Origin of the sequence: Chitinophaga rupis (genome assembly GCF_900109685.1) — a bacterium.
Lineage (GTDB): Bacteria > Bacteroidota > Bacteroidia > Chitinophagales > Chitinophagaceae > Chitinophaga > Chitinophaga rupis.
Genome location: NZ_FOBB01000002.1, coordinates 185,612 through 209,890 on the forward strand (window position 1 = coordinate 185,612; position 24,279 = coordinate 209,890).

Genomic DNA, 24,279 nt, shown 5'->3' on the forward strand with positions numbered 1-24,279 from the left:
TAACCAGCGTGTTCTATGGTGCCGTCACATGGCGTAAACATGCTTTGGCCGAACTCACCCCCTAACAAGTCGTTTTTACCCCGGATGAAATCCTGAAATGAATTCCATCTTTGTACTGTCAATAACATTCAAACTAAAATTTAAACAGCAGTATGAAAAATTTATTCAAAACACGTAATCCCCTTAGATCAATATTACTTATTGCAATCATGCTGTTTGCAGCATCCCGGTCAAACGGACAACAAATGAAACCTTCCGATAGCGGTTATGCACCTGTTAATGGCATCAAAGTTTATTATGAAGTATATGGTGAAGGCAAGCCTTTAGTTTTATTACACGGTGCTTTTATGACCATTGGCCTGAACTGGGGTCAATTAATCCCTGAGCTGTCAAAAACCAGGAAAGTAATTGCCATTGAATTACAAGGGCATGGACATACACAGTACTCAGACAGAAAATTATCGCATGCTGCTTTAGCAAGTGATGTAGAAGGAGTACTGGATCACCTGAAAATTGACAGTGCGGATGTAGCAGGATATAGTTATGGTGGCGCTATAGCTTACCAGTTTGCTATACAAAGCCCTAAACGGCTCAGAAAATTAGTGATCATTTCTGCCACTTATAAAAGCAGTGGCTGGCTAGCCGAAGTAAACAACGGGTTTAAAATGATGAAGCCTGAATTTTTTACGAATACCCCGATGAAAGCCGCATACGATGCAGTAGCGCCTGATAAAACAAAATGGACAAAATTCATGGAGCAGATGATCGCTTCCGCCGGAACGCCATTTGACCTGGGTGACTCCAATATTTCGAAAATCACTGCACCGGTATTGATCATCTCCGGTGACAATGATGGCCTGGATAAAATTGAGCTGATAAAAACATATCAGCTGCTGGGAGGTGCTATCTGTGCTGATTTTAGACCTATGCCCAAATCGCAATTGGCCATTGTTCCTTCACAGGGCCATGTGAGCCTGATGATGCAGACCACAACGATCCTGAACTACCTGAACAGTTTTTTAAAGTAAAATAGCATAATAACTTTCATCTTAATTATAAAAAAGCAAATAAAATGAGAAAGATAACTGTTTTGTCAATGATCACATTAGATGGTGTTTTGCAAGGACCTGGCGGCCCTAAGGAAGATACCTCAGGTGGCTTTAAATATGGCGGCTGGACGGTATCTTATGGCGACGAGCTTTTTGGCAAGATCATGGCAGAAGAGCTGAAGCCGGCAGAATATCTTTTGGGCAGAGAAACATTTGAGATCTTTGAATCCTACTGGCCACAGCACGCTGACTTTTGGCCAGGCATCAATGATGGCGCCAAATACGTGCTGTCACAGACCAGAGAAAAATCAGACTGGAAAAATACCAATTTCCTCAAAACCCCTGCAGATATCGAAAAGCTAAAGAAATCGGAGGGGGCTGACATCCAGGTTTGGGGCAGTAGTAAGCTCATTCAACTGTTGCTTAAGCATGACCTGGTGGATGAGCTCCGGCTCAAAATTTACCCGGTGGTTCTTGGTGAAGGAAAAAAGCTGTTCGGCAACGGCGCGATCCCGGCAGCATTTACATTAACAGAAAGCCATATTACATCAAAAGGAGTTATTATAGCCAATTACAAACGGGCCGGAGAAGTGATCACAGGCGATGTTGGAGCTTAAGGGAACGGATATGTGAAAATTAAAATTGGATTATTGTGCTGACAGATAGCAAATCAAGCGCATAAAAAAGGGGCAAGCTTAGATCTTTCTAACTTGTCCCTTTCGTAATACCACCAGGACGGCTAATATAGAAACCTGCTTTAATATTACACGCCTACTCCGCCCGTAACGACCTCACCGGGTTTGCAAGTGCCGCTTTTATTGCCTGGAAGCTAACGGTAGCAAAAGCAATGATGATGGCTGCCATACCGGCTATGGCTATATGCCACCAATGTATGGCTGCACGGTAAGCGAAATCATGCAGCCATTGTTGCATCGCATACCATGCAATGGGCGATGCAATAACAATGGCTATCAACACAAGCTTTATAAAATCTTTTGACAGTAAACCAACAAGGGCAGGTACAGTGGCGCCCATCACTTTGCGGATCCCTATCTCCTTTGTACGCTGTTCGGCGGCATAGGCCGCCAGCCCGAATAAGCCCAGGCAGGCAATAACAATAGCCAAAAATGTAAATGCCACAAATATCACCCCTATGCGGTTCTCCGCACGGTAAGCAGCATCAAATTCAGCATCCATAAATGAATAAGTGAACTGCTGGTCAGGTGCAATGGCTTTCCATTTATCTTTTATCTTACCCATAAGGCTGGTAATGTTGGCCGTGTTAAGCTTTACATTTAAAGCGCCTTTATCCCCGGCTAAATACAGCACAACAGGGGTTATATTTTCGCGGAGCGATTTAAAATGAAAATCTTTTATCACTCCAATAATTTTAAACTGCTGCACACCAGCTGTGTTGCGGTAAATAGTTTTATTTAAAGGATCTTTAAAGCCAAAGAATTTTGCGGCAGCTTCGTTAATAATAACGGAGGAAGAATCCGTTTTCATGCCGGGTGAAAAGTTGCGGCCGGACTGCAGCTGCATGCCCATTGTTTTAATATAGTCCTCGTCAACAGGCCAGAACTCCGTGAGCATAGAAGTGTGCGAAGTAAGCGTTGCATCAGGGAAAAGGGCAGTGATTTTACTGGCTACGCCCGTTGGTACAAAGCCTGATAACGAAGCATCTTCAACTTCCGGCAATTGTTTTATTTGCTGCTTAAATGTTTGTGCCTGGTTGTTCAGGCGCTCCGTATTTTTTATAATAAGCACCTGGTTACGGTTATAGCCAAGGTTGGTAGTTTGTATGTAGTGAAGCTGGTTATAAATAACCATGGTGCCGATAATAAGAAAGATGGAAATGCCAAACTGGAACACCAATAAAAAACTACGCAGGCTGCCCCCTTTAAACCCAGCAGAGAACCTGCCTTTTAATACATTAACGGGCTGGAAGCGGGAAAGGAAGAACGCCGGGTACGATCCTGCGATAAAACCTATGATCACTACCAGCACCAATGAGCAGGGCACAAGCCATGCAAATGTTTGCCAGGTGAACGCAAGCTGTTTACCAGATACCTGGTTGAACAAGGGCATAAACAGCCATGCCATTACAATAGCTATAACTGCTGATGCAAATGTTACCAATACGGACTCTGTTAAGAATTGTGCAATAAGGTATTTGCGTGGCGATCCCAGCACTTTACGCACCCCTACTTCTTTAGCGCGGTTTGAGGAGCGCGCCGTTGAAAGGTTCATGAAATTTACGCAGGCAATAAGGAGGATAAACAGGCCAACGGCTGAAAATATATACACATACTGAATGCTGCCGTTGTGGCCAAGCTCCTGCTGCAGGTTTGAATGCAGGTGTATGGAGGTCACCGGCGTTAAGGTATATTTTAAATAGTCGTCTTTGCCAAGGTATGGTGCAATGAACTCCATAGCCACGCTGCTTAATTTTTTGCTGATTGCGGTGGTGTTTGCACCGGGCTTAAGCAACAGGTAAGTATTATAACCACCACCGCCCCAGTTAGGGTTGCGGTTATCGGGCAATGTTTCCATTGACAGGAACATGTGATAGTTAAAATGGCTTTGCTCAGGCAGATCTTTTATAACGCCTGTTACTTTAAAATTGAGTGTGTCGTTTAGCACAAGTGTTTGGCCGGCCACATTTACAGCATCAAAATATTTTTTAGCCAGGCTTTCAGTCAGCACAACTGTATTGGGTTCTGCCAGGGCTGTGGCAGGGTTGCCGGTTATCATAGGCAGCGTAAATACCTTAAACAGGGTTGCATCTGCATAAATAACACTGGTCTCCTGCAGCACGGTGTTGCCCTTTTTAACATGAAAACCGGCAGGCTGTTCGTATGCGGGCCTTAACCTTACTACCTGCTCAACGGTAGCGAAATCCTTCTTTGCCTCATCGGCAAACCCGCTTTGCACTGCTGCATAGGAATTGGCATTGCTGCCAAATTTTACTTCCATGTCAGCACGGTATATATTATTTGCTTTGGTATTATATTTATCATACCCCAATTCATCTGTCACATAGAATACGATCAGCAAACAGGTAGCTAAACCTATGGAAAGGCCCATGATATTAATCGCGGTAAAACCTTTGTGACGTTGCAGGTTGCGTATGGCAACTTTTACATAATTTCTGAACATAAACCGGCTGTTTAATTTTTCAGGAACCCATTTTTGAGGAGGTTCGCGGTTCAATATTAACCGCTCCGGCCGGGGATAGCGCCCCAAATTATAAGTTGGGCGCTCATTTTCCAGGTGTTTTTTGTACTCTGTAGGGTTTTTCCCGGTCATTTGTTTGAAGATCCGGTTAAAAGTAGTTTTTGAATTGAACCCTGCTTCAAACGCAATGCCCAGGAGGGTGATATGATCATAAGCCGGGTCCTGCATTTTGCGCACGGCGTCCATCACCCGGTATTCATTAATGAGATCATTAAAACCTTTTTTGAACACGGTATTAATGATCCGTGATAATTCGTGGGGAGGCAGGCTGAGTTTTTCAGCAAGGGTGCCTAAGCTTAATTCCGGGTCCCGGTGATAATGGTTAGCTTCCATGGCCCGCTTAAGCCAGGCGCCTTTTGCCCGCAGTTCGGCCGGCACCGGTGGTTTAATGATGGCCGCCGCCTGTGCCACCGCCGCAGCCTGAGGCTTTAACAAAGCCGCCGCAGCCTGAGGCTTTAACAAAGCCGCCGCTGCGGTCCATATAATAATGATCACGAAAAAGGTATAAAAGGGGTAATAGACGTGTATGCCCAGCTGATTACGATAACCCAGATAGTCAATGGCGGCAAAGAACAGCCACAGGAACCATAACAGGGCGGTGGTTCCCAGGAGGCGGCGCAGCCAGCGGAATTCAAGAAGGGAGCGGTCCATCAGCACCGGCTGCAGGCGCCGGTAAAAATTTTGTATGAGCTTATCAGAGAAGTATAAATATATAATGACAGAAATAAATATGAACAGTTGTAGCACGGGGTTCAATTGCTGAAAAATATGGGTAGCATAGACCGGAATGCCGGTCCTGGTACTTTCCCTTATTTCCAGCGCCAGTGCGGCCTGTTCCAGCAGCAGGGGGCTAAAATGCAGCAGGTCCTTCCACCTGAATTGATATTCCGGCCGGGTTATTTTCAGCACATAAAAATACACCAGGGGGCCCAGCGCCAGCAGAAATTGCATGGGCAGCCGGTCCCAACGGGGCAGGTAAGTTTCAAGCCTCAGGTCAATAGCCAGGATCCGCATCATCCATAAAACCATCGTAACCAGGGCCAGGGCAAGAAACCGGTTTGCACTACGGTTGGCAGTTCTGGTGAAATATAAAAGCAGGGCAAAAGTGAGCCCTGTAAATATTGCGCCAAGAAAGGCCAGGTCATACAGGTTAATATGGAATGTATATGAATTCAAATTACGGGCTTAATTGCTGGTTTAAATTTCTGCCATATTAGTCATTCCTTGCGATATTTTTACCCTGCCCATCATACCATTTCAAACGGGCATATGCCAAAATAATACTACCTGTCAGGATCAATATATCGTCAAAATTCATTTTTGTACATAACCCTTCCATCCAGGCTGTATAATTCTACTCTATCCACTTCACATAGCCCGTTTGAAATATAGCCAAGCCCCGCCAGGTATTTGGTATCGGTGGTATATCGTGTTGAAAAAGCTTCTTTACCATTTATTTTCACAACAGCTACTTTGTTTTTTACTGTTATTTCTATATCCGTCCACTGGCTTACGTCAAAGGTTATAGGAAGCAGATCATTGTCACTTCCTTTCTTTAATTGTTCCCCGAATCCTACGAAGGCCTCATGCGCACATCCTTTTGTTGTACATCTCATATTTATAAACAACCGCTGGCAATAGAGCTCTATTTCAATGTACGGGCATAGGCTATTTCTTACTTCCTGCATCCGGACCCTGGTTTTGTACTGAAAGTTATCGGCAGGTATATTCATCTGGCTGGGGAAGTACACGTAATGGTACCGTTTGTCTTTGCTGACTTCAATATTATTTTTCTGTAATTGCTGTATGTTCAGGCCAAGGCTGCCATTATGATTGAAAGTATCCACTTTAATATACTGGGTGCTATAGTTGGCTATATTATCAATTGCATAAAAGAACCAGCGGTCGGTGGGAATACTTACATCTGCGGTTCTGATGACAGAATCATTGGCTATGAGCTTCGCAAGATGATAACCGGGTTCGTAGTAAATATCCGTTAGTGTGTAGTGGTTCTTGTAGATCCTTATCCGGCGGTTTTTATCCCAGGATTGCTGAATGAAAAAGCTATCTGCCTGCACTTCATCAATATTATAGCTAAAAACCACCGAATTTGGAAGATCGTTCCGGGTGTTCTTCCGGAATGAAAAAGATGCTTTTTCTGCATGGCTCACGGTCCCATTTGTTGAGCGGAAAAAATAAAGGCTTCCCAGCATGATGATGGCGGCCGGTACAGACAAATATTTTATACTAAACCTCCTCCCTAATTTTTTTGCTGATCCCTTTTCCGGCCCTTCTTCGGTTTTGCTGGCTTTAAAATCCTGCCAGGTCTTATAATTATAGTAATTGGCAATCGCATTTAAGGTGGCTATTTGCGGCAAACGTGTGAATTCACCATGCGCAAGCCGTTTTATAGTGGTTCCACTTATCAGAATGCCGGATTTTTCCTGTAGCAGCTCCCCAATATGATCATAGTCACGTTGGGTCATCCGGGTGAGATCACTATATCCATTTTTATTAAAGATCTCCAGTACGCTGGTTTTTACTAATGCCTGTTCGTTCATAAAACAATCTTAATAGGGCCAAAATTAGTCAATGTAAATGGTCCGGATAATAGGAACCCTCCATTCTTATCAAGCTGCCCCAAAATCCTCTCAAGGGGCGTATTTATTCAGTTTTGGGGGCTTTTGTTGAGTTTTTGATGATGAGTTTTTATGTCCGGCCATTTACTTGCATAACATTTCAGTGATGGCTTATTGTGAATAGGACGAAGGGAAGGTCCCATAGAAGAATGGATTAAAACTAAGCAATATATAATGAATAAACCAGCTTCAATTTCGAAATTTCTGCGGACGCTAACGATGGCAGTCCTGGGCTTTTATGGGAGTGGTTTGCCGGCAGCTGCGCAGGTTGTGACACCCGCCTGGAGCGCGCCGGCATCGACGACCGTGGTAGCTGAGGAAAGGGAGTTTCAGAACGGTGACGTTCATCTTAGTGGTACGCTTTATCTGCCGGGTGGCCCGAAACCCTTTCCCGCCGTTATTGCACTCCATTCCGCCTCATCAGCAACGCGGGATCTTCCACTTTATCAACATTTAAAAGACCTGCTGCCTGCCCTGGGGTATGCAGTGTTCATCTACGACAGGCGTGGCAGCGGCAAATCTACCGGTAAACGTGCCGGTACTGATTTTAATACGCTGGCGGATGACGGTCTGGCCGCATTGAGGATGCTGGCCGCTGATAAGCGGATCAATGCACAAAAGATCGGTTTTTGGGGATTGAGCCAGGGAGGCTGGCTTTCAGTGCTCGCCGCATCCCGCTCACGGCAGGTGGCTTTCGCCATATCCATATCCGCTCCCCTGACAACGCCGGATGTGCAAATGAATTTTGCAGTAGGGAACATTCTACGCGTTAAAGGTTTTCCTGACGAAGATATCCGGGCAGCAATCAGTACACGAACAGCAGTTGACGATTTTATGCGCGGGAGGGGAGACCGCCCCGCTGTTGAACAAATGCTGGCTGATGCCGCTAAAAGACCCTGGTTTAAATACTGCTATATTTCACCGATGCTGGACGATCCTGCCCATTCGCAGTGGGCGAAGGAAATTACGCTCGATCCAATCACAACGCTTAACCGGGTGCATTGTCCCGTTCTCCTATTATTTGGTGCAGATGATCCCTGGGTGCCGGTCAGGATCTCTGCAAAACTGCTCAGTAAAATGGCCGGCAAGAAAGCGGATCTGAGCTATGCCGTTATTGCCGGAGCAAATCACGAGATGGCAACTACCGTGGCTCCCGAGAAAGAGCTGGACTCTTCCAATGCAACCGCGTTTGCACCGGATGCTCCGGCATACTTCGGTATCCTGGCAAAATGGTTGAGTCAACGCGGCCGGCGTTTAACGCTTCACTGAGGGAAGTTTTAGGTTCTGCGAACCCAAAATCCCGCACAGCGCATATTTATTCGGTTTTGGGGGCTTTTGCTGAGTTTTTGGCAATGAATTATTACGCTCCATGGTTTACTTGCATAACATTTTTAATCGAAACAAAAAGATCTTATATGAATATATGGATGACCGTAGGCCGCATATTTTTTGGAATTGGAATAGCAGGCATAGGAATGCTGCATTTTTTTTACCCGGGGATCAGGCCGATTATAATACCTGGATTAGCAGCTTCCAATTTATCTGTTATCGGTTATTTGATAGGTGTGGTGCTAATTGGTGCAGGCGTTTTAATTGCCAGTGGTAAAAAGTATAATAACCTTTCACTGTTAATGGGGATCCTGTTTTTTTTACTGTTCCTGTTTGGGCATTTGCCCAGGGTTTTATCAACAGGGTCTCTTAGTAATTATTGGGTGAATCTTAATAAGATTTTAGCATTGTCCGGAGGATTCCTGGTAGTCTCAACAATCAGTCCACCAAAACCGGGACATAGATTACTGGAGCTGGTTGCCAGAACAGGCCCTTGGGGTAAGTATTTATTTGCAATCATGTTATTCAATTTCGGAATTGGCCATTTCATTAGTCTGGAAGGAGTCAGCCGTTTAGTGCCAAAGTATATTCCTTTTCCTCAATTCTGGACTTTCCTGGGCGGTGTTGCACTTGTGGGATCAGCGATAAGTATTTTTAGTAACTATAAAGTAAAACTGATCTTGCTGCTGCTTGGGTTAAATTTATTTATCTGGTTACTATCGTTGCACCTTTATTATGCCATTAACTTTCCGCAGTGGCAGGAAGGTGAAAATTTTATTGGCTTTCTGACCTGCTTATGTTTTTGCGGTACTGCTTTGAGTATTTCCCAAACAGCATCAAAAGAGTAGCAGATACAATTGGGGTTTATTGCACAAGAATGGATCAGGCAGAATGTTTATTACACCGGTTATATAAATTATTTCTTTAGCTTACTTGGACTTATGCCAAACTTTTTTTTGAATGCGGCGCTGAAATTATTAGGGCTATTGTAACCTAATAATATAGGACCATAGAATATTCAGAATACAAGTATTTATTTTTTGCTTTTAACCACTAAAATTAACATAGACAATGCTGCGCTGATTGCTCCGAAGAAGTAAACGGTGTGATAACCGAACCATAAGGCGATGATTCCTCCGGTTGGTCCTGCAATACCCAGGGAAACGTCGAAAAACGCAGTATACGCGCCCAATGCGGTTCCGCGCATCTGGGGGCTTACTTTCCGGATAGCCAGAACACCCAACGCCGGAAAAACTAATGAGAATCCAACTCCCGTTAAGCTACAGCCTATGATTGCCATTGCTTCGGAAGAGGAAATGCCAATCAGCAGCTGCCCGGTAATTTCAATAAAAAATGACACCATCGCTACTTTATACCCACCAAATCTATCGGGAAAAGAAGCACAAAACACCCGGGTAAGAATGTAGAAACCTCCGAACGTTAAAAAGGCTAGGGGAGCATTTATCCAGTTTTCTTTCGTGAAAAGCAAAGTTATAAATGAAGAAATGCATGCAAATCCGATAGAAGAAAATGCCAGCGCCAAGCCCTGATCCGAAATGTGCCCGATCACTTTGTAGAAGGGTGTTCGCCGGTGCGAAAGATCAATGGGTAATTTCGGTAATTTAATGGTACACAGCCAGCTGATTGCCGGTAAAACAATCATCAAGCCAAATACATAACCAGTTTCCAGTGAAGATGCTAAATAAATGGCTAATGGTGCGCCCAGCGCTATACCGGCGTACATTGCAATGCCGTTCCAGGTCATTACTTTGCCTGAGTTTTGTTGGCCTGCCAATCCAATTCCCCACGTTAACGCCCCTGTTACGGCTAAACTTTCTGATATACCGTGTAAAATTCTGGCTATGAATAAAATACCCAAAGCCAATAGATGAAGATCCTTAAAATAGTAACTGGCCAAATAGCTTAAACCTGTAACGATTGCTATAACTATACCATATTGATTAGCAGTTTTTGCTCCAGTGGTGTCAGCAATTTTGCCTGCATAAGCCCTGGTGAATAAAGTTGCGATGAATTGTATGCCCATCGCGGCACCTATGATCAGTGCACTAAAATGGAGTTGAGTTTTTATTAAAGTGGGAACCACTCCCAGTGCCATACCGATGCAGAGGTATATTGCGAATACTGATATCATTATGGGGGTGATAGACCATATCGATTTGCTTTCTTCTTTCATGTCTGTAATAATTAATAATTTTACAGATGCAAAATTAGAAAGCAGCTTTCAATGCAGGAGGTGGCTGTTAATGTCTATGATTGGACAAATAATGGTTGTTTTGCCTGAAGGCGCTTGCAGTTATTCCCAGGTTATTCTTGAAGAATCTCGAAAAATAGGTATGGTCTTCGTACCCAAGCGTAAAAGCGATTTCTTTTACATCCATGTTCGTGTAGAAAAGCAGTCGCTGTGCTTCCAGCAATATTTCTTTCTGGATCCAATAGCTGGCTATGAACCCGGTTAGCTCTTTTGTAACTTCATTCAGATATAATGGAGTAATATTCAGTTGGGCCGCATAATCCTTTACTTGTTTTACCTCCCTGAATTGCTGTTTGATCAGATTTTTAAAAGCAATAACGAGCTGGTATTTATGATTACCCGTTTTTATAGCCATCCCCGGCTCCGCAATCAAAGAAGCGGCAAATACGCCGGTTAAAGTATGAACGTACGAATGAAGGATAGATTGATAGAATACATTCCCGCCATCTGTTATAAACCGTTGCAGCAGATCCGCGAGTGTAAAAACAGGATGATCCTCTCCGGCATGTATTACCCGCTGATGGAACACGAAGGAATCTAACGCCATTCTATATTCGCCTGGAATCAATTTAGGCTCAATGAAGATCAACCAGCCTTCAGCATTTTTGCTTTCTAAGTAGTGATGTGCCTGACCGGGTGCAACAAAGCATAAAGATATTTGCTCAAGTGTACACTCCTTGAAGTCAATACTCCAAACAGATAGGCCTTTTCGCTGGAGTATGAACATATAATGGTCATCCCGGTGCGGAATGTCAGGGGACTCAGCCAATCCTTCAAAAGAAAGGATCTCTATGCCACTGGCAGGCAGCTCATCGTTATGCACTGGTATTTTGTCGGTCATCAATCTAACATTGTCTATTTACAAAGCTAAAAAAATCTTGTATTTGTTGCCTTATTTGTACGGCTGCCGGCAAATTCGACCGGAGTGAAATTTCGAACGTAAATCACTTGCCCACCATCTTTTTTGTTACAAATTCGCTGAAAAAGAAATCCCTGTAAATATTTCCGATAGGGATCTCGTTTGTACCTATGTACACCGTGTTATTATCCACAGAACCGATATGCTTAGCATTGATGATATAGGATTTACTTACTCTCACAAACATATCTTTTGGTAATTGATCGTAGATGGTTTTGATATTCATCGCCGTAATTACCTTCTGATTTTCGCTGTGCATCACGACATAATCTTTTAAACCCTGAATAAAAAGTATGTTATTGAAATGGACTTTAAAAATCCTCCGGTCTGCTTTCACAAAGAAAAAATCGTCTGCTACCTGTTCGATATTGTTATTAGCGTAATCCGCCTTGAATAATTTGGAGTAGGTGTGGGCCTTTTCAACCGCCTTTTGGAAACGTTCCAATTTTATGGGTTTTATCAGGTAGTCAATCGCATCTACTTCGTAGCTGTCGGTAGCAAATTCAGGATAGGCGGTTGTAAAGATCACAAATGTTTCCTTGGGAATGGACCGGGCAAATTCAATTCCGTTTATTCCCGGCATTTGTATGTCAAGAAATATTAATTCAACTGTATTGCTTTCTATAAAATTGGTGACGGTTTCGGGGCTGTTGAACGAACCGGTTAAATTTAAATTACCGGTTTGGTTAATCAACATCGCTATGGCTTCTCTTGCCAGCGGTTCATCATCTATAATAATACAGTTCATAGCTTTATGGTTAGGGTTACGCAATACCTTTCTGAGTCATCTTCGATATTTAAACGATGTGTTGCCGGGAACAAAAGTTCCAGTCTTCGCTTAACGTTTATCAGCCCCAATCCGCCGGTTTCATTAACGGATCTAAGCATTGGTTTGGAGTTGATACATTTAAAGAAAAGCTCACCGTCCCTGACATCGAAATACAGGTTTACATAAGACGGTTTTGTTGCATCATTGTTATGCTTCACAGCATTTTCCACAAACGAAATGAACAGCAAAGGAGGAATTTGCACGCCGCTCAGATTTCCCTCTTTTGAAATCAGGAAATCAAAACTATCCCGCCTTACTTTCTCCAAATTTAAAAGATCTTCTAAGAAATGAATGTCCGAAGTCAGCAACACCTTATCTCTTGCACTGTCATAAAGCTGGTAGCGAAGCAGATCGCTCAGCTTCATTAAAACCTGTGAGGCCTTATCGGGGTCTTTCTTCGTTAGCACATTGGCATTGTTTAGCATATTAAACAAAAAATGCGGGTTGATCTGGTTTTTCAATTGTTCCAGTTCTGCATAAGTTTTCGACTGTTTCAGCTCGTAGATCAATTGCTTGTCCATCATTCCCTTCTGAAACAGTTTTATGGAAGATGAAGCCGCTAACAGCAGCACGGTAAGGAAAGAGAAAAGCGGGATATTCAGCCCGTTTTCTTTGTTAAAAGGATTGAAGAAATAACCACAAACAGCCACTACAACAATAATGCTGATCACAGATAAACAGTATTCAATATTTCTATTCCTGAACAAAAACTTTGGCACCAGCACATACATATTTACATAGAACAAAATAATAAAGTATACAAATATCGCTACCGGGTTGGCAATAATGGAGCGGCTGTTGTACAGCACAGCACCTATAGAAACAATGAGCAGCAGATGCCGGAATATCCTGCGGTCAGGTGAGACCAGGAAACGGAAAAGTACGTTTTCGCTGATAAGCTGCTGATGGGTAGAATCATTCATTTATAAAATTGTAAAGAACAAACTTAATTTTTAAAGCTGCGATCTGATCTGCTTTTATACGAAAGTGTGTTCTTTTTATACGAAAGCAGGAAGTATTATAAAAACGCATAAGACAAGGAACATATTTTGTAGTGCCCCGGCATACTTTGCTATAAAAGATACCGCATTTGGTATAATTAGAAAAAGGCGGTTATCCGAAGGAATAGTTTTGTGTCCAATTTACAATTGTTAAATCGATTTTTAAAAGATGAGATACAAGATTATCTATATACTGCTGTTCACAGCTATTTCATTCGGGGCCTATTCACAGGGGAAAGTCACATTGAGTGGAATAATCACCATGAGAACAAACACTGAAACAATAACCGGCGCAAGTATTTTCATTCCTGAAGCAAAAGTTTCGGCAGTTACCAATGCGTATGGCTTTTATGCTGTTACCCTGCCCAAAGGAGCATATACAATCGTTATCAGCTGTATAGGATTTGAGAATATTGAGGAACATATCTTTCTGACCGGAAACTTCAGGAAGAATTTTTCCATGCTGGAGAAAAGCAAAACTTTAAATGAAGTAGTAATAAGATCCAATAGCTCAGCAGGCAACATCCGGAAACCGGAAATGAGTGTAAATAAGCTCAGTATTTCCACCATCAGAAAGATGCCGGCAGTTATGGGCGAGGTTGATATTTTGAAAGCTATTCTGCAGCTTCCGGGAGTTTCCACTGCACAGGAAGGAGCCACCGGCTTTAACGTCAGGGGAGGTTCGGTTGATGGCAATTTGATATTGTTAGATGAAGCCGTTGTGTACAATACTTCACACCTGTTCGGATTTTTCTCCGTTTTTAATGCGGATGTGATTAAAGATCTGAAATTGTATAAAGGTGGAATACCCGCTAATTTCGGCGGGCGCACTTCCTCTGTTTTGGATATTTATCAAAAGGAAGGGAACAGCAAAGAATATCACATAACGGGTGGAATTGGAGCGGTTTCGAGCAGATTACTGGCGGAAGGCCCCATTGTAAAAGATAAAGGTTCGTTCGTAGTGGCTGGCCGTACTTCTTATGCTCATTTGTTTCTGAAACTGGCTGATAACCCCAATGCTGTTTCTTTTTATGATTTGAATGCCAAGCTGAATTATAAGATCAATGGCAATAACCGGCTTTTCCTTTCAGGATATTTTGGCAAGGATAAAATGGATTTCAGCAATTTTTTCAGCAACAATTATGGGAACTCATTCTTTAATCTTCGTTGGAATCATATCTTTTCCGAGCGATTTTTTTCCAATGCATCGGTCATCTACAGTAAGTACGATTATGGCCTGAAGATAAAATATGTTGGCATTGATTGGGCATCGGATATCCGTAATTATAATTTTAAATACGATTTCAACCATCATTTGTCTGATAAGCTGGTGTTGAATTATGGCGTTAATTCCATCTACTACCAGTTCAATCCCGGTACCATAAAACCTATGGATTCTACATCGTCTGTCAATGCTGACCAGATTGAGAAAAAGTATGCCTGGGAAAATGCATTGTATATCAGTGCTGAGCAAAAGCTCACGGATAGAATATCATTGAACTATGGACTGCGATACAGCAATTTTCAACGGCTGGGGCAACAGAATGTAAATAATTATGCCAATGATCAGGCAGTGATCTTCAATCCTGCGCTACAAATTTATGAGGAAGGAACGCCCATAAGTATAACACATTACAATAAGAACAAAAAGATCATTGGTTTTGGGAATTTAGAACCACGGCTGGCAGTCTCCTATATCATAAATGAGGGCCAGTCCATTAAGGCGAGCTATAACCGGATGAGCCAGTATATCCATTTAATTTCCAACACCGCTTCGGTCTCTCCGCTCGATATCTGGGCGCCAAGCGACCAATATTTGAAACCCGAAATTCTTGACCAGGTTGCATTGGGCTATTTCAGAGATTTCAGCAATGGAAAATATTCTTTGGAAACAGAGGCTTTTTACAAGAAAATTAAAGACAAAGCAGATTACATTGACGGCGCCGAATTGATTGCCAACAAAGCCATAGAACAGGTAATGCTAAACGGGGAGGCAAGGGCTTACGGACTTGAGGTGATGCTGAAGAAAAATAGCGGAAAGCTCACAGGCTGGCTTTCTTATACGCTTTCTAAAGCAGAGCAGCGCACACCGGGAAGAAATGCAGAAGAACCCGGCATTAACAACGGCAAATGGTATCGTGCTAATTACGATAAAACGCATAACCTTTCACTTACAGCCGCGTATCAACTGACGAAAAAATGGAGTTTTGGCGGCCTTTTTACTTACCAAACCGGGAAAGCTGCAACCTATCCCATCGGCAAATATCAGTATCAGGGAATTACGATCGGGAATTACGGAGAGCGAAATATTAATTCGCTTCCCGCTTATCATCATTTGGATCTATCGGCAACCTACACCGCAAAACCTGACAGCAAAAAAAGGTGGAAAAGTGAATGGGTGTTTAGTATTTACAATGTTTACAATAGAAGCAACGCGGCCTCTATGATGTTTGAGCAAAACAGGGAAACGAGGATGAGCGAAGCAAAGCGGATATCGATATTCAGTATCATTCCGGGCGTGGCTTACAATTTCAGATTTTAATTCTAACAATATAAAAATGAAAAGTATACTTGAATACCTGACGGTTTTATTTTGTCTTTCTCTGCTGTCTTGCACAAAAGTAGTGGAAGTGGATCTGGAAACAGCAGAACCGAAGCTGGTAATAGACGCATCCATTGATTGGGTAAAGGGTACGGGCGGCAATGAGCAGAAGATCAAACTCTCCACCACAACAGGATATTACAGTACGGCATTTCCTACAGTTTCCGGAGCGGATATCGTTATAACAAATTCCGAAAATACTGTTTTTAGCTTTATAGAAAATCCCGGTACGGGAGAATATATCTGCTCCAATTTTCATCCGGTTAGGGGGGAAGCTTATACATTAAAAGTAGTTTTAAATGGGGAGATCTATACCGCAACCGAAACTTGTATAGGCGTGCCGGATATTGAAAATAATATTGTACAGAATAATGACGGCGGATTTGGAGGTGATGAAGTGGAGATCGAATACTACTACCAGGATAATGGCAATGAGGATAATTATTATCTGCACCGTATCCTGTCACCTGTATCAACGTTTCCGGATTATAAAGCAAAGGATGACGGGAACAGCCAGGGCAACCTGATGCAGGAATATTTTTCGGACAAAGATCTGGAGGCCGGAGACACGATAAACATCAGGCTGTATGGAATTTCCAGGCGATATTATGATTATTTCAGAAAGCTGTTAGCAGCATCCGGAGCTGAAGCCGGCCCGTTTCAAACAACACCCGGTTCGGTGAAAGGGAATATCATCAATCAAACCCATTTCGCAAACTTCGCTTATGGGTATTTCAGATTATCGGAAGTGGACGTAAAGGATTATACGATCCGGTAATTGATCAGGCTCATAGACATCCTTAATACGGTAATCTGCGATCGTTATCATGGATCCGTAAATGTTATAGTTTACTTACGGGCATAAAAAAGCCGCCGCTTAAAAGCGGCAGCTGTATCACATTGCATTTAGGAACTATTATTGTGGATTATATGCGGTCTCCACAATTTTTTATGGGTTTGAGATCTGCAGCACTGTGCGGCCTTCAATCTCACCCTTTTTCATTTCATCAAAAATGGTATTAATGTCTTCCAGCTTTCCGGCGTGTACAGTTGCTTTTACTTTACCTTCTACGGCAAAGGAAATAGCTTCCTGCATATCTTTACGGGTGCCGACAATAGAACCTCTTACGGTATAGCGGTTTAATACGGTTTCAAAAATGGGGAGGTCAAAGCTGCCCGGCGGCAGGCCGTTCAGGGAAATAGTACCTTTTCTGCGCAGTGCAGAAATGCCCTGTTTAAAAGCAATAGGCGATACGGCTGTAACCAGCACGCCATGCATACCGCCGGTTTCCTTCTTCAGTTTAATACCGGGTTCTCCCTCTCTTGCATTAACAGTAATGTCGGCGCCCAGTTTTTTAGCCAGCGCCAGCTTATCGTCCGATACATCTATTGCGGCTACATGAAGCCCCATTGCTTTGGCATATTGCACCGCCAGGTGCCCAAGCCCGCCTATACCGGATATAGCCACCCATTCTCCGGGTTTGGTATCTGTTTCTTTCAATCCCTTATACACGGTTACGCCAGCGCAAACTATTGGCGCTATCTCCAGGAAGTTAATGCCGGCAGGAAAGTGTGCTACATAACGTGCATCAGCTACCACGTATTCTGCATAACCGCCGTCCACGCTATAACCGCCGTTCTGCTGACCTTCACAAAGCGTTTCCCAGCCGGTAATGCAATAATCGCAGCAACCGCAGGCGCTGTATAACCAGGGCACGCCCACAATATCACCCTCTTTAACATTCTTAACACTACGGCCCAGCGCTTCCACATATCCAATAGCTTCATGGCCCGGTATCAGGGGTAGCTTGGGCTTTACCGGCCAGTCGCCCTGGCAGGCATGCAGGTCTGTATGGCAAACGCCGCAGGTTACAACACGTACCAGGATCTCGTTTTCACCGGGTTCTTTAACCGGCACCTGCTCTATTTGCAGAGGTGCACCGAAGGCATGAATAACTGCGGCTTTCATTGTTTTAGGCAACATGGATCATATATTTATAGGTGAATAATGGTGATGTTTCTTTACTTAAAAGTGTATGTAAAAGAACACATGGTTGACGGTTTATGGAATGATGGCTGTCAATAAACGGAATGACAGTTATCAGCGGGATGGTTTGCCATCCTATGACTGACTACGATCAGCCCCTGCTCTAATGGCGGTCATAGCACCCTCCTTCATACATTCATATTTTGCGCTAAAGAATTTCATCATGAAAAAGATTGTTGCTGTTTTTGACGGCTTAAGATTTTCTGAAAGCACCCTCCGTTTCGCTACCACCTTAGCCGGTGAGCAGCAGGCCCACCTGGTAGGACTTTTCCTGGATGATTTTACTTATAACAGCTTCAGTATGTATAAGCTCCTGAAAAAGGGGGAGCAGCCGTCTGCGATCCGGGAATATGAGGATGCGGATAAAAAGAAGCGCAAGGCTGCAGCTGATCATTTTGAAGATGCCTGCCAGCAGGCGCACTTAAACTATAGTGTACACCATGATTGTAATATCGCTATCCAGGATTTACTGCATGAAAGCATTTATGCAGACCTGATCATTATTGACGGACACGAAACCTTTGTACATGATGAGGCTCCGCTGCCCACCCAGTTCATACGTGATCTGCTTACAGAAGTGCAATGCCCCGTGCTGGTGGTACCGGGAGTGTACCGGGAAATAAAACGGATTATGCTGCTGTACGATGGGGAGCCATCCAGCGTGCATGCCATTAAAATGTTCAGTTACCTGTTTCCCGGCCTTCAGCAGATGGAAACCGAAGTGCTATCCGTAAACAGGCCGGAAGGCGGGCTCCACCTGGAAGACGGCCGTTTAATGAAAGAATTTATGAAACGGCACTTTCCGCAAGCCAGGTATAAAGTGGTAGAGGGGCAGCCCGAGGAAGAGATCATTCATTATTTGCTGGGGCAGGCAGATGGCACACTGGTGGTATTAGGCGCGTACCGGAGGGGGGCCGTATCCCGCTGGTTCCGGCCAAGTATGGCGGATGTGCTGACACAGGCGGTATCCGTACCCTTATTCATTGCGCATAATAAGTAATATGAACTATGCCGCAGCGGCCGGCGTTTTGCGGCCCCGCAATAAATAAGGCACTGATCCGTTGTGTATAGCAGCGCGTACTTTAACCTGGTTAAGAGAAAGTTAACATATATATCGCCCGTTTACCGGGTATAGGAAATAACTATAACTTCCTTACCTTTGAAAGTGCTCACTAGATAAAATGAGGAGACGAACGGCCATATTATTGTTGCTTATTTATATAATGGGGGCTACAGAGCTGGATCAGCTGCTGCGGTTTCCTTTATTAATAAAGCATTTTGTGATACACAAAAGTGAGAACCCGGGTATTACTGTGGCCATGTTCATAAAAATGCATTACATAGACCGCCAGCTTTTTGATGAGGACTACCTGGAAGATATGCAGCTGCCCTTTAAACAGGCTGACGATCACTGCCTGGTACTGGCAACCGTGGTGCCGGAACCACTGGCAACGGTATATCATGAAACCCCGCTGCTCCCTTATGAGTATAATCTCTTTAACAACCCTTATAACCCGCTACTCAACAGCGGTAATATCTTTAAACCACCCCAGGTTTAGCTGCTTACCTGCTTTTCAATAAACACTGCTGCTTTACCCGCATACTATCCAGGAGGCATAAGCCTGCTGCAGGTATCCGTGTGTACACGGGTATCATGCCGGTATGCTGCCTCAGGCAGGGTACCCGGGATAGAGGGAAGCTTAATTAAATTTTAAAAGGAACAACATGAGAACATACATCGCGCTGGCGGTAATGGTACTGTTATGTGCTTTTACCAGCAGCTGGGAAACGGATTTTACACAGGCAAAGAACAAAGCGCAGCAGGAAAATAAATACATACTGCTTAATTTTTCCGGTTCCGACTGGTGCGGGCCCTGTATCCGTATGAAGAAGGAGCTGTTTGACACGCCCGCTTTCCAGGCGTTTGCAGATGGACACCTGGTGCTGGTAAATGCAGACTTTCCCCGGCAAAAAAAGAACCGGCTGCCCAAAAACCTGCAGCAGCAGAATGACCAGCTGGCAGAAACCTATAACAAGGCAGGCAGCTTTCCATATACTGTGCTGCTGGACGAAAACGGCAAGGTTATAAAAGGGTGGGATGGTTTTCCGAAGGAAAGCCCCGAAGCCTTTATTAATGAAATAAACCAGGGTATCAATGGAAAACGCTAACGTATTGCAAACAGCAAGTATGCACCGGCGCGTGTTAAAGCTGATGGGCAACCGGTTTGAGATCACTGTGGTAAGCGATGATGCTGCCTGGGCGCAGGAGCGGATAAACGATGCAATAGCTGAAATACAGCGTATAGAACGGCTGCTGACCACCTTTAATGAAGACAGCGAAACCAACCGCATAAACCGTTATGCAGGCATAATGCCCGTAAAAGTGAGCGCGGAAATAATAGCGCTTATACAACGTGCAACCCGCATTTCCAGGCTTACGCAGGGCGCTTTTGATATCACCTATGGCGCGGTAAACAAAAGCCTCTGGAACTTTGATACACATATGAACGCCCTGCCGGATGCTGCCACTGCGCGTAAAATGGTGCGGCTCATCAACTTCCGCAATGTAATAGTGGATGAAGCAGGCGGCACTGTTTTCCTGAAAGAAAAAGGCATGCGCATTGGGTTCGGCGGCATTGGCAAAGGATACGCTGCGGAGTGTGCAAAAAGCCTGCTGCAGCGGCTGGGTGTAACCAGCGGTATTGTAAATGCCGCCGGCGACCTGACCGTATGGGGGCGCCAGCCGGACGGGCAGCCCTGGACCGTTGGCATTGCCAACCCCGACCAGGCCAACCGCCTGTTCTCTTCCTTGCAGCTTTCCGATATGGCCCTTGCTACTTCCGGTAATTATGAAAAGTATGTTTTCATTAATGGCAAAAGGTATTCGCATACCATCGATCCCAGAACCGGGTTACCGGTAAGCGGCATTAAAAGCGTGAGCATCCTTTGCCCCAATGCGGAAATAGCAGATGCGCTCACTACGCCGGTAATGATCATGGGTATCAGGGCCGGGCTGGATATGATAAACCAGATCAACGGCATTGGCTGCATTATTATCGACGACAACAATCAGATTTTCACTTCACAAAACATCCGGATAAAATGAAGAAAAGAATGGTACTGCCCATGCTGGCAGTGATTTGTATGACAATGGCGGGCAGCGCCTGCCAAACAGTAAAGGAATATCAGAAGAGCCGCCTGAACGACGGAGAGATGGTGCTGGGCAACCGTAAGGTGGAAAAAACCGAGCTTAATTTCCAGTCTTACCGGGAAGGCGCTTCAGGCGCCAATGCAGGTAAAAGCGGCGGCGGTTGCGGCTGTAATTAATACTTAACATCTTCATTCCTTTACATGAAACGAATCAGTTTAACCGTATTGGGCTTATACGTAGGCATGCTGGCCGCGTTTTCCCAGTCAGATACAGACAGTACACAATATAAGCGCCGCAAACTAACGCTGGAAGAGGCCAACCTCATATCCAGCTACTATCACCAGGATGGGAACAATGCTGCGGTTACCGGCGGGATAGGATCCGAAAGGCTGACCGATCTTTCCAACTCCTTTGAGCTGCGGCTCAGCAAGCTGGATAAAAAGGACCGTAAGCATACTTTTGATATTGAGCTGGGGATAGATCATTATTCTTCTGCATCGTCAGATAAGATCGATCCTAAAACGGTTTCCTCCGCTTCGTCGGCCGACACAAGGTTGTACCCTTCCCTTAACTGGTCAGTAGAAAATAAAAAAGGCACTACACTGGGCGCCGGCCTGTCTTTATCCAGCGAGTTCGATTACAAATCCATTGGCATAAATGCTATGGTGGCGCAGAAAACCAGGGATAAAAGCGGCGAGTTTTCCCTGAAGCTGCAGGCGTACCTTGACCAGCTTAAGCTGATATTGCCGGTGGAATTGCGCACGGGCAGCAATCCTGAGGATGAGAAGGATTATCCTACTGCATCCCGCAATTCGTTCAGCGCCTCCCTGTCATATTCGCAGATCATTAACCAGCAGCTGCAGGTAGCATTCTTAACGGATGTGGTATACCAGCATGGTTACCTGGGATTACCCTTTCACCGTATTTATTTCAATGACGGATCGGAAGGGGTGGAGAACCTGCCGGCCAACCGTTTTAAAATACCGGTAGGGCTAAGGGCCAGTTATTTTGCCGGGGATCACCTGGTATTGCGGGGGTATTACCGTTATTACCATGATTCCTGGGGGCTGGATGCCCATACCGCGAGCATAGAAGCATCGGTAAAGCTAACGCCTTTCTTTTCCGTTACGCCCTTTTACCGCTATTATACGCAAAACGGTGTAACCTATTTTGCGCCTTTCCAGGCACATGATCCCGGGCAGGAATACTATACCAGCAACTACGACCTTTCTGCATTTCATAGCCACTTTTTTGGAGCCGGCTTTAGGGTGATACCACCCCACGGCGTATTTGGCATATCACATTTTAATATGCTGGAAGTGCGTTACGGCCGTTATGAAAAGAGCAATAGTATGCAGGCAAATATTGTATCGCTGAATATACGGATAAAGTAACCTGTTATTAAACCGGTAAGCCTCACAGGTGACTGTGAGGCTTTTTTTTAACCGGTATTTCCAACCTTATCTTTATTGCAGTTTGCTTTTGTAATATCCCGTTAAGGTACCGGTTCCCAGCACATGCCCTTCCATAGCCTGCTTCAATTCCTGGTAGTTGGCACCCGGCGCCAGCTCCAGCGGCTGGTCTAGTGCGTATACGCTGATGTGATAATGATGCAGGCCTTTAGGCGCGCCAGGGCCGGCATAGGAGATGCCGCCAAAATCATTCATGCCCTGTACATCCCGGATGTGATGTTCATTGATGTGATGTGTAAGGGGGATGTTCCATACCAGCCAGTGTATGCGCCGGTTTTCAGCAGCTTCCATTTCATCCATTATTATTGCCAGGCATGCAGTGCCATGGGGTACCCGCTTGATCCTTAGCGGGGGACTTACGTTAAGGCCGTCCTTTGTAAATTTAACCGGTATCTCACCCCTGTCCCCAAAAGCAGGACTGGTAACGTTTAACACCGATTCAGCCTTTTTTATATCGTCAGTAAGCTTTAACATAGCGCGTTTATTTATGGTTCCTGAATGGCGTACATCCGCTTATTCTGATGTAAAGAACCGGCATAGGCAGGAGCTAAAAAATGAGTGCGATCAACCCGTTTACTGATCTTTATCATGCCCCGTGCCGTATGGGGTCATTCGTGCAAAGAGGCGTGAATAATACTTTAGCAGCAGTAAATAAAACTTATTTTATGCGGCTCCATATACCTCTTACAGGCCTTATAACCGGTTTTCTGGTCATCCATGTCTTTTTTATGTGGATGGAAATATCTTCCTGTAACTCCATCCAGGAAGAGCTGGCAGCGCCTGACAGCAGCCGGATGCCTGAAAAGCCGGGGCCTCAGGTACAATCCCGGGCCATTGGAGCTGATTCCCTTCAGCTGGATACTGTTTTATACAATCAGATCTTACAACACCTGGTAAATAACCATCCAACCGCAAAATGGCCGGTGAGAACGGATTATCCCTTACCCGGCGCCATACTGCCTTTCAAACGTATAGTAGCTTATTATGGTAACCTTTATTCTGCCGGCATGGGAATACTGGGTGCATTACCTGCGGACGAAATGCTGCAACAGCTGCAAAAAGAGGCAGACCGCTGGCAGCAGGCAGATACCGTGTTGCCGGTGCAGCCGGCTTTACACTATATTGCGGTTACTGCCCAGCGTGCGCCCGGCGCCGGCGCAAAATACAGGCTGCGTATGCCCGATAAGGAAATAGATAAAGTGCTGGCGCTTGCAAAAAGTATTAATGCAATTGTTTTCCTGGATATACAGGTAGGGCATAGCACCCTGCAGGAAGAAATACCACCGCTTGAAAAATACCTGTCCATGCCGGATGTGCACCTGGGAATTGATCCCGAATATTCAATGAAGAACGGAGAAGTGCCCTGCAGCACGATCGGTACTTTTGATGCGGCGGATGTGAACTTTGCCGTTGACTACCTGGCAGGGCTGGTACGCAGGCTGCAATTGCCTCCCAAAATATTGGTAGTACACCGTTTTACACAGGGAATGATCACCAATTACAAGATGATCCGTACTGTTCCTGAAGTGCAGATCGTGATGAATATGGATGGTTTTGGCGGGCCCGCCAAAAAGCTGGATTCCTATAAAGGCTGGATAACGAATCAGCCGGTACAGTTCACCGGTTTTAAGCTGTTTTATAAGAATGATATTGCAACCGGCGGGCACCTGATGACGCCGACGGAAGTATTACAGCTGTATCCCCGGCCGGTTTATATTCAGTACCAGTAAAC

Annotated in this window: 22 protein-coding genes; 13 read left to right on the top strand and 9 right to left on the bottom strand. The window is 44.6% G+C overall.

Annotation, left to right across the window (positions count from 1 at the left end; translation table 11 throughout):
- Positions 1 to 245: 245 nt before the first annotated feature.
- Positions 246 to 1,028 (top strand): alpha/beta fold hydrolase, encoded by a 783-nt coding sequence (locus tag BMZ54_RS08010; protein WP_238386530.1) that lies wholly within the window; start codon positions 246 to 248, stop codon positions 1,026 to 1,028.
- Positions 1,029 to 1,072: 44 nt separating this feature from the next.
- Complete coding sequence (locus BMZ54_RS08015) at positions 1,073 to 1,666, top strand: dihydrofolate reductase family protein (protein WP_089908897.1); 594 nt, start codon at positions 1,073 to 1,075, stop codon at positions 1,664 to 1,666.
- A gap of 154 nt (positions 1,667 to 1,820) precedes the next feature.
- Here the strand turns inward: BMZ54_RS08015 and BMZ54_RS08020 are convergent, their stop codons facing one another.
- Positions 1,821 to 5,462 carry an ABC transporter permease gene (locus BMZ54_RS08020; RefSeq protein ID WP_089908900.1) on the bottom strand — a complete coding sequence of 1,214 codons (3,642 nt, stop codon included), beginning with the start codon at positions 5,460 to 5,462 and terminating at the stop codon, positions 1,821 to 1,823.
- Positions 5,463 to 5,593: 131 nt separating this feature from the next.
- A complete protein-coding gene (locus BMZ54_RS08025) occupies positions 5,594 to 6,847 on the bottom strand; it encodes a hypothetical protein (protein WP_089908903.1) in 1,254 nt (417 codons plus the stop codon).
- Positions 6,848 to 7,099: 252 nt separating this feature from the next.
- On the opposite strand from BMZ54_RS08025, the gene BMZ54_RS08030 reads away from it, so the two are divergent.
- Positions 7,100 to 8,194 carry an alpha/beta hydrolase family protein gene (locus BMZ54_RS08030; RefSeq protein ID WP_089908907.1) on the top strand — a complete coding sequence of 365 codons (1,095 nt, stop codon included), beginning with the start codon at positions 7,100 to 7,102 and terminating at the stop codon, positions 8,192 to 8,194.
- A 146-nt stretch (positions 8,195 to 8,340) separates the two neighbouring features.
- Positions 8,341 to 9,102: a DoxX family protein gene (locus BMZ54_RS08035; protein ID WP_089908910.1), complete on the top strand. Its 762-nt coding sequence runs from the start codon at positions 8,341 to 8,343 to the stop codon at positions 9,100 to 9,102.
- A gap of 68 nt (positions 9,103 to 9,170) precedes the next feature.
- Here BMZ54_RS08035 and BMZ54_RS33540 read toward each other — a convergent pair whose 3' ends face one another.
- The 5 genes from BMZ54_RS33540 to BMZ54_RS08055 all read right to left on the bottom strand — a co-directional run bounded on the left by BMZ54_RS33540 (position 9,171) and on the right by BMZ54_RS08055 (position 13,197).
- Positions 9,171 to 9,272 carry a helix-turn-helix domain-containing protein gene (locus tag BMZ54_RS33540; protein ID WP_143080997.1) on the bottom strand — a complete coding sequence of 34 codons (102 nt, stop codon included), beginning with the start codon at positions 9,270 to 9,272 and terminating at the stop codon, positions 9,171 to 9,173.
- Positions 9,273 to 9,287: 15 nt separating this feature from the next.
- Positions 9,288 to 10,448 carry an MFS transporter gene (locus BMZ54_RS08040; protein ID WP_089908913.1) on the bottom strand — a complete coding sequence of 387 codons (1,161 nt, stop codon included), beginning with the start codon at positions 10,446 to 10,448 and terminating at the stop codon, positions 9,288 to 9,290.
- 67 nt (positions 10,449 to 10,515) lie between these two features.
- Positions 10,516 to 11,367 carry a helix-turn-helix domain-containing protein gene (locus BMZ54_RS08045; RefSeq protein ID WP_089908916.1) on the bottom strand — a complete coding sequence of 284 codons (852 nt, stop codon included), beginning with the start codon at positions 11,365 to 11,367 and terminating at the stop codon, positions 10,516 to 10,518.
- A gap of 103 nt (positions 11,368 to 11,470) precedes the next feature.
- The gene (locus BMZ54_RS08050) at positions 11,471 to 12,193 is read right to left on the bottom strand and encodes a LytR/AlgR family response regulator transcription factor (protein WP_089911799.1); all 723 of its coding nucleotides are present in this window, start codon (positions 12,191 to 12,193) and stop codon (positions 11,471 to 11,473) included.
- Positions 12,190 to 13,197: a sensor histidine kinase gene (locus tag BMZ54_RS08055; RefSeq protein WP_089908919.1), complete on the bottom strand. Its 1,008-nt coding sequence runs from the start codon at positions 13,195 to 13,197 to the stop codon at positions 12,190 to 12,192. The genes BMZ54_RS08050 and BMZ54_RS08055 overlap by 4 nt, the downstream gene beginning before the upstream one ends.
- A gap of 247 nt (positions 13,198 to 13,444) precedes the next feature.
- Between BMZ54_RS08055 and BMZ54_RS08060 the strand changes: the two genes are divergently transcribed.
- Both BMZ54_RS08060 and BMZ54_RS08065 read left to right on the top strand, forming a co-directional pair.
- Positions 13,445 to 15,817 carry a TonB-dependent receptor gene (locus tag BMZ54_RS08060; RefSeq protein ID WP_089908922.1) on the top strand — a complete coding sequence of 791 codons (2,373 nt, stop codon included), beginning with the start codon at positions 13,445 to 13,447 and terminating at the stop codon, positions 15,815 to 15,817.
- Between the two features lie 16 nt (positions 15,818 to 15,833).
- On the top strand, positions 15,834 to 16,655 hold the full coding sequence (locus BMZ54_RS08065; protein WP_089908925.1) for a DUF4249 family protein: 822 nt from the start codon (positions 15,834 to 15,836) through the stop codon (positions 16,653 to 16,655).
- A gap of 171 nt (positions 16,656 to 16,826) precedes the next feature.
- On the opposite strand, the gene adhP is transcribed toward BMZ54_RS08065, so the two are convergent.
- Positions 16,827 to 17,861 (bottom strand): alcohol dehydrogenase AdhP, encoded by a 1,035-nt coding sequence (gene adhP / locus BMZ54_RS08070; protein ID WP_089908929.1) that lies wholly within the window; start codon positions 17,859 to 17,861, stop codon positions 16,827 to 16,829.
- A 226-nt stretch (positions 17,862 to 18,087) separates the two neighbouring features.
- Here adhP and BMZ54_RS08075 point away from each other — a divergent pair, with 226 nt between their 5' ends.
- The 6 genes from BMZ54_RS08075 to BMZ54_RS08100 all read left to right on the top strand — a co-directional run bounded on the left by BMZ54_RS08075 (position 18,088) and on the right by BMZ54_RS08100 (position 22,469).
- Positions 18,088 to 18,924 carry a universal stress protein gene (locus tag BMZ54_RS08075; protein ID WP_089908932.1) on the top strand — a complete coding sequence of 279 codons (837 nt, stop codon included), beginning with the start codon at positions 18,088 to 18,090 and terminating at the stop codon, positions 18,922 to 18,924.
- 181 nt (positions 18,925 to 19,105) lie between these two features.
- Positions 19,106 to 19,483 (top strand): hypothetical protein, encoded by a 378-nt coding sequence (locus tag BMZ54_RS08080; protein WP_143080936.1) that lies wholly within the window; start codon positions 19,106 to 19,108, stop codon positions 19,481 to 19,483.
- A 166-nt stretch (positions 19,484 to 19,649) separates the two neighbouring features.
- Complete coding sequence (locus tag BMZ54_RS08085) at positions 19,650 to 20,093, top strand: thioredoxin family protein (protein ID WP_089908939.1); 444 nt, start codon at positions 19,650 to 19,652, stop codon at positions 20,091 to 20,093.
- Positions 20,080 to 21,030, top strand: coding sequence for an FAD:protein FMN transferase (locus tag BMZ54_RS08090; RefSeq protein WP_089908942.1), 951 nt, complete (start codon positions 20,080 to 20,082; stop codon positions 21,028 to 21,030). The genes BMZ54_RS08085 and BMZ54_RS08090 overlap by 14 nt, the downstream gene beginning before the upstream one ends.
- On the top strand, positions 21,027 to 21,251 hold the full coding sequence (locus BMZ54_RS08095; RefSeq protein ID WP_089908945.1) for a DUF4266 domain-containing protein: 225 nt from the start codon (positions 21,027 to 21,029) through the stop codon (positions 21,249 to 21,251). Before BMZ54_RS08090 ends, BMZ54_RS08095 begins: the two co-directional genes overlap by 4 nt.
- Positions 21,252 to 21,275: 24 nt before the next feature.
- Positions 21,276 to 22,469, top strand: a complete 1,194-nt coding sequence (locus BMZ54_RS08100; protein ID WP_089908949.1) for a DUF3570 domain-containing protein — start codon at positions 21,276 to 21,278, stop codon at positions 22,467 to 22,469.
- Between the two features lie 72 nt (positions 22,470 to 22,541).
- Here the strand turns inward: BMZ54_RS08100 and BMZ54_RS08105 are convergent, their stop codons facing one another.
- Positions 22,542 to 23,021 (bottom strand): YbhB/YbcL family Raf kinase inhibitor-like protein, encoded by a 480-nt coding sequence (locus tag BMZ54_RS08105; protein ID WP_089908952.1) that lies wholly within the window; start codon positions 23,019 to 23,021, stop codon positions 22,542 to 22,544.
- Positions 23,022 to 23,212: 191 nt separating this feature from the next.
- Here BMZ54_RS08105 and BMZ54_RS08110 point away from each other — a divergent pair, with 191 nt between their 5' ends.
- The gene (locus tag BMZ54_RS08110) at positions 23,213 to 24,277 is read left to right on the top strand and encodes a hypothetical protein (RefSeq protein WP_143080937.1); all 1,065 of its coding nucleotides are present in this window, start codon (positions 23,213 to 23,215) and stop codon (positions 24,275 to 24,277) included.
- Positions 24,278 to 24,279: the final 2 nt, after the last annotated feature.

Excerpts from the sequence above, each read along its gene's own strand:
- BMZ54_RS08010 (WP_238386530.1), top strand. The coding sequence starts at position 246 with ATGAAACCTTCCGATAGCGGTTATGCACCTGTTAATGGCATCAAAGTT.
- BMZ54_RS08015 (WP_089908897.1), top strand. The coding sequence starts at position 1,073 with ATGAGAAAGATAACTGTTTTGTCAATGATCACATTAGATGGTGTTTTG.
- BMZ54_RS08025 (WP_089908903.1), bottom strand. The coding sequence starts at position 6,847 with ATGAACGAACAGGCATTAGTAAAAACCAGCGTACTGGAGATCTTTAAT.
- BMZ54_RS08030 (WP_089908907.1), top strand. The coding sequence starts at position 7,100 with ATGAATAAACCAGCTTCAATTTCGAAATTTCTGCGGACGCTAACGATG.
- BMZ54_RS08035 (WP_089908910.1), top strand. The coding sequence starts at position 8,341 with ATGAATATATGGATGACCGTAGGCCGCATATTTTTTGGAATTGGAATA.
- BMZ54_RS08040 (WP_089908913.1), bottom strand. The coding sequence starts at position 10,448 with ATGAAAGAAGAAAGCAAATCGATATGGTCTATCACCCCCATAATGATA.
- BMZ54_RS08045 (WP_089908916.1), bottom strand. The coding sequence starts at position 11,367 with ATGACCGACAAAATACCAGTGCATAACGATGAGCTGCCTGCCAGTGGC.
- BMZ54_RS08050 (WP_089911799.1), bottom strand. The coding sequence starts at position 12,193 with ATGAACTGTATTATTATAGATGATGAACCGCTGGCAAGAGAAGCCATA.
- BMZ54_RS08055 (WP_089908919.1), bottom strand. The coding sequence starts at position 13,197 with ATGAATGATTCTACCCATCAGCAGCTTATCAGCGAAAACGTACTTTTC.
- BMZ54_RS08060 (WP_089908922.1), top strand. The coding sequence starts at position 13,445 with ATGAGATACAAGATTATCTATATACTGCTGTTCACAGCTATTTCATTC.
- BMZ54_RS08065 (WP_089908925.1), top strand. The coding sequence starts at position 15,834 with ATGAAAAGTATACTTGAATACCTGACGGTTTTATTTTGTCTTTCTCTG.
- adhP (WP_089908929.1), bottom strand. The coding sequence starts at position 17,861 with ATGTTGCCTAAAACAATGAAAGCCGCAGTTATTCATGCCTTCGGTGCA.
- BMZ54_RS08075 (WP_089908932.1), top strand. The coding sequence starts at position 18,088 with ATGAAAAAGATTGTTGCTGTTTTTGACGGCTTAAGATTTTCTGAAAGC.
- BMZ54_RS08080 (WP_143080936.1), top strand. The coding sequence starts at position 19,106 with ATGAGGAGACGAACGGCCATATTATTGTTGCTTATTTATATAATGGGG.
- BMZ54_RS08085 (WP_089908939.1), top strand. The coding sequence starts at position 19,650 with ATGAGAACATACATCGCGCTGGCGGTAATGGTACTGTTATGTGCTTTT.
- BMZ54_RS08090 (WP_089908942.1), top strand. The coding sequence starts at position 20,080 with ATGGAAAACGCTAACGTATTGCAAACAGCAAGTATGCACCGGCGCGTG.
- BMZ54_RS08095 (WP_089908945.1), top strand. The coding sequence starts at position 21,027 with ATGAAGAAAAGAATGGTACTGCCCATGCTGGCAGTGATTTGTATGACA.
- BMZ54_RS08100 (WP_089908949.1), top strand. The coding sequence starts at position 21,276 with ATGAAACGAATCAGTTTAACCGTATTGGGCTTATACGTAGGCATGCTG.
- BMZ54_RS08105 (WP_089908952.1), bottom strand. The coding sequence starts at position 23,021 with ATGTTAAAGCTTACTGACGATATAAAAAAGGCTGAATCGGTGTTAAAC.
- BMZ54_RS08110 (WP_143080937.1), top strand. The coding sequence starts at position 23,213 with ATGCGGCTCCATATACCTCTTACAGGCCTTATAACCGGTTTTCTGGTC.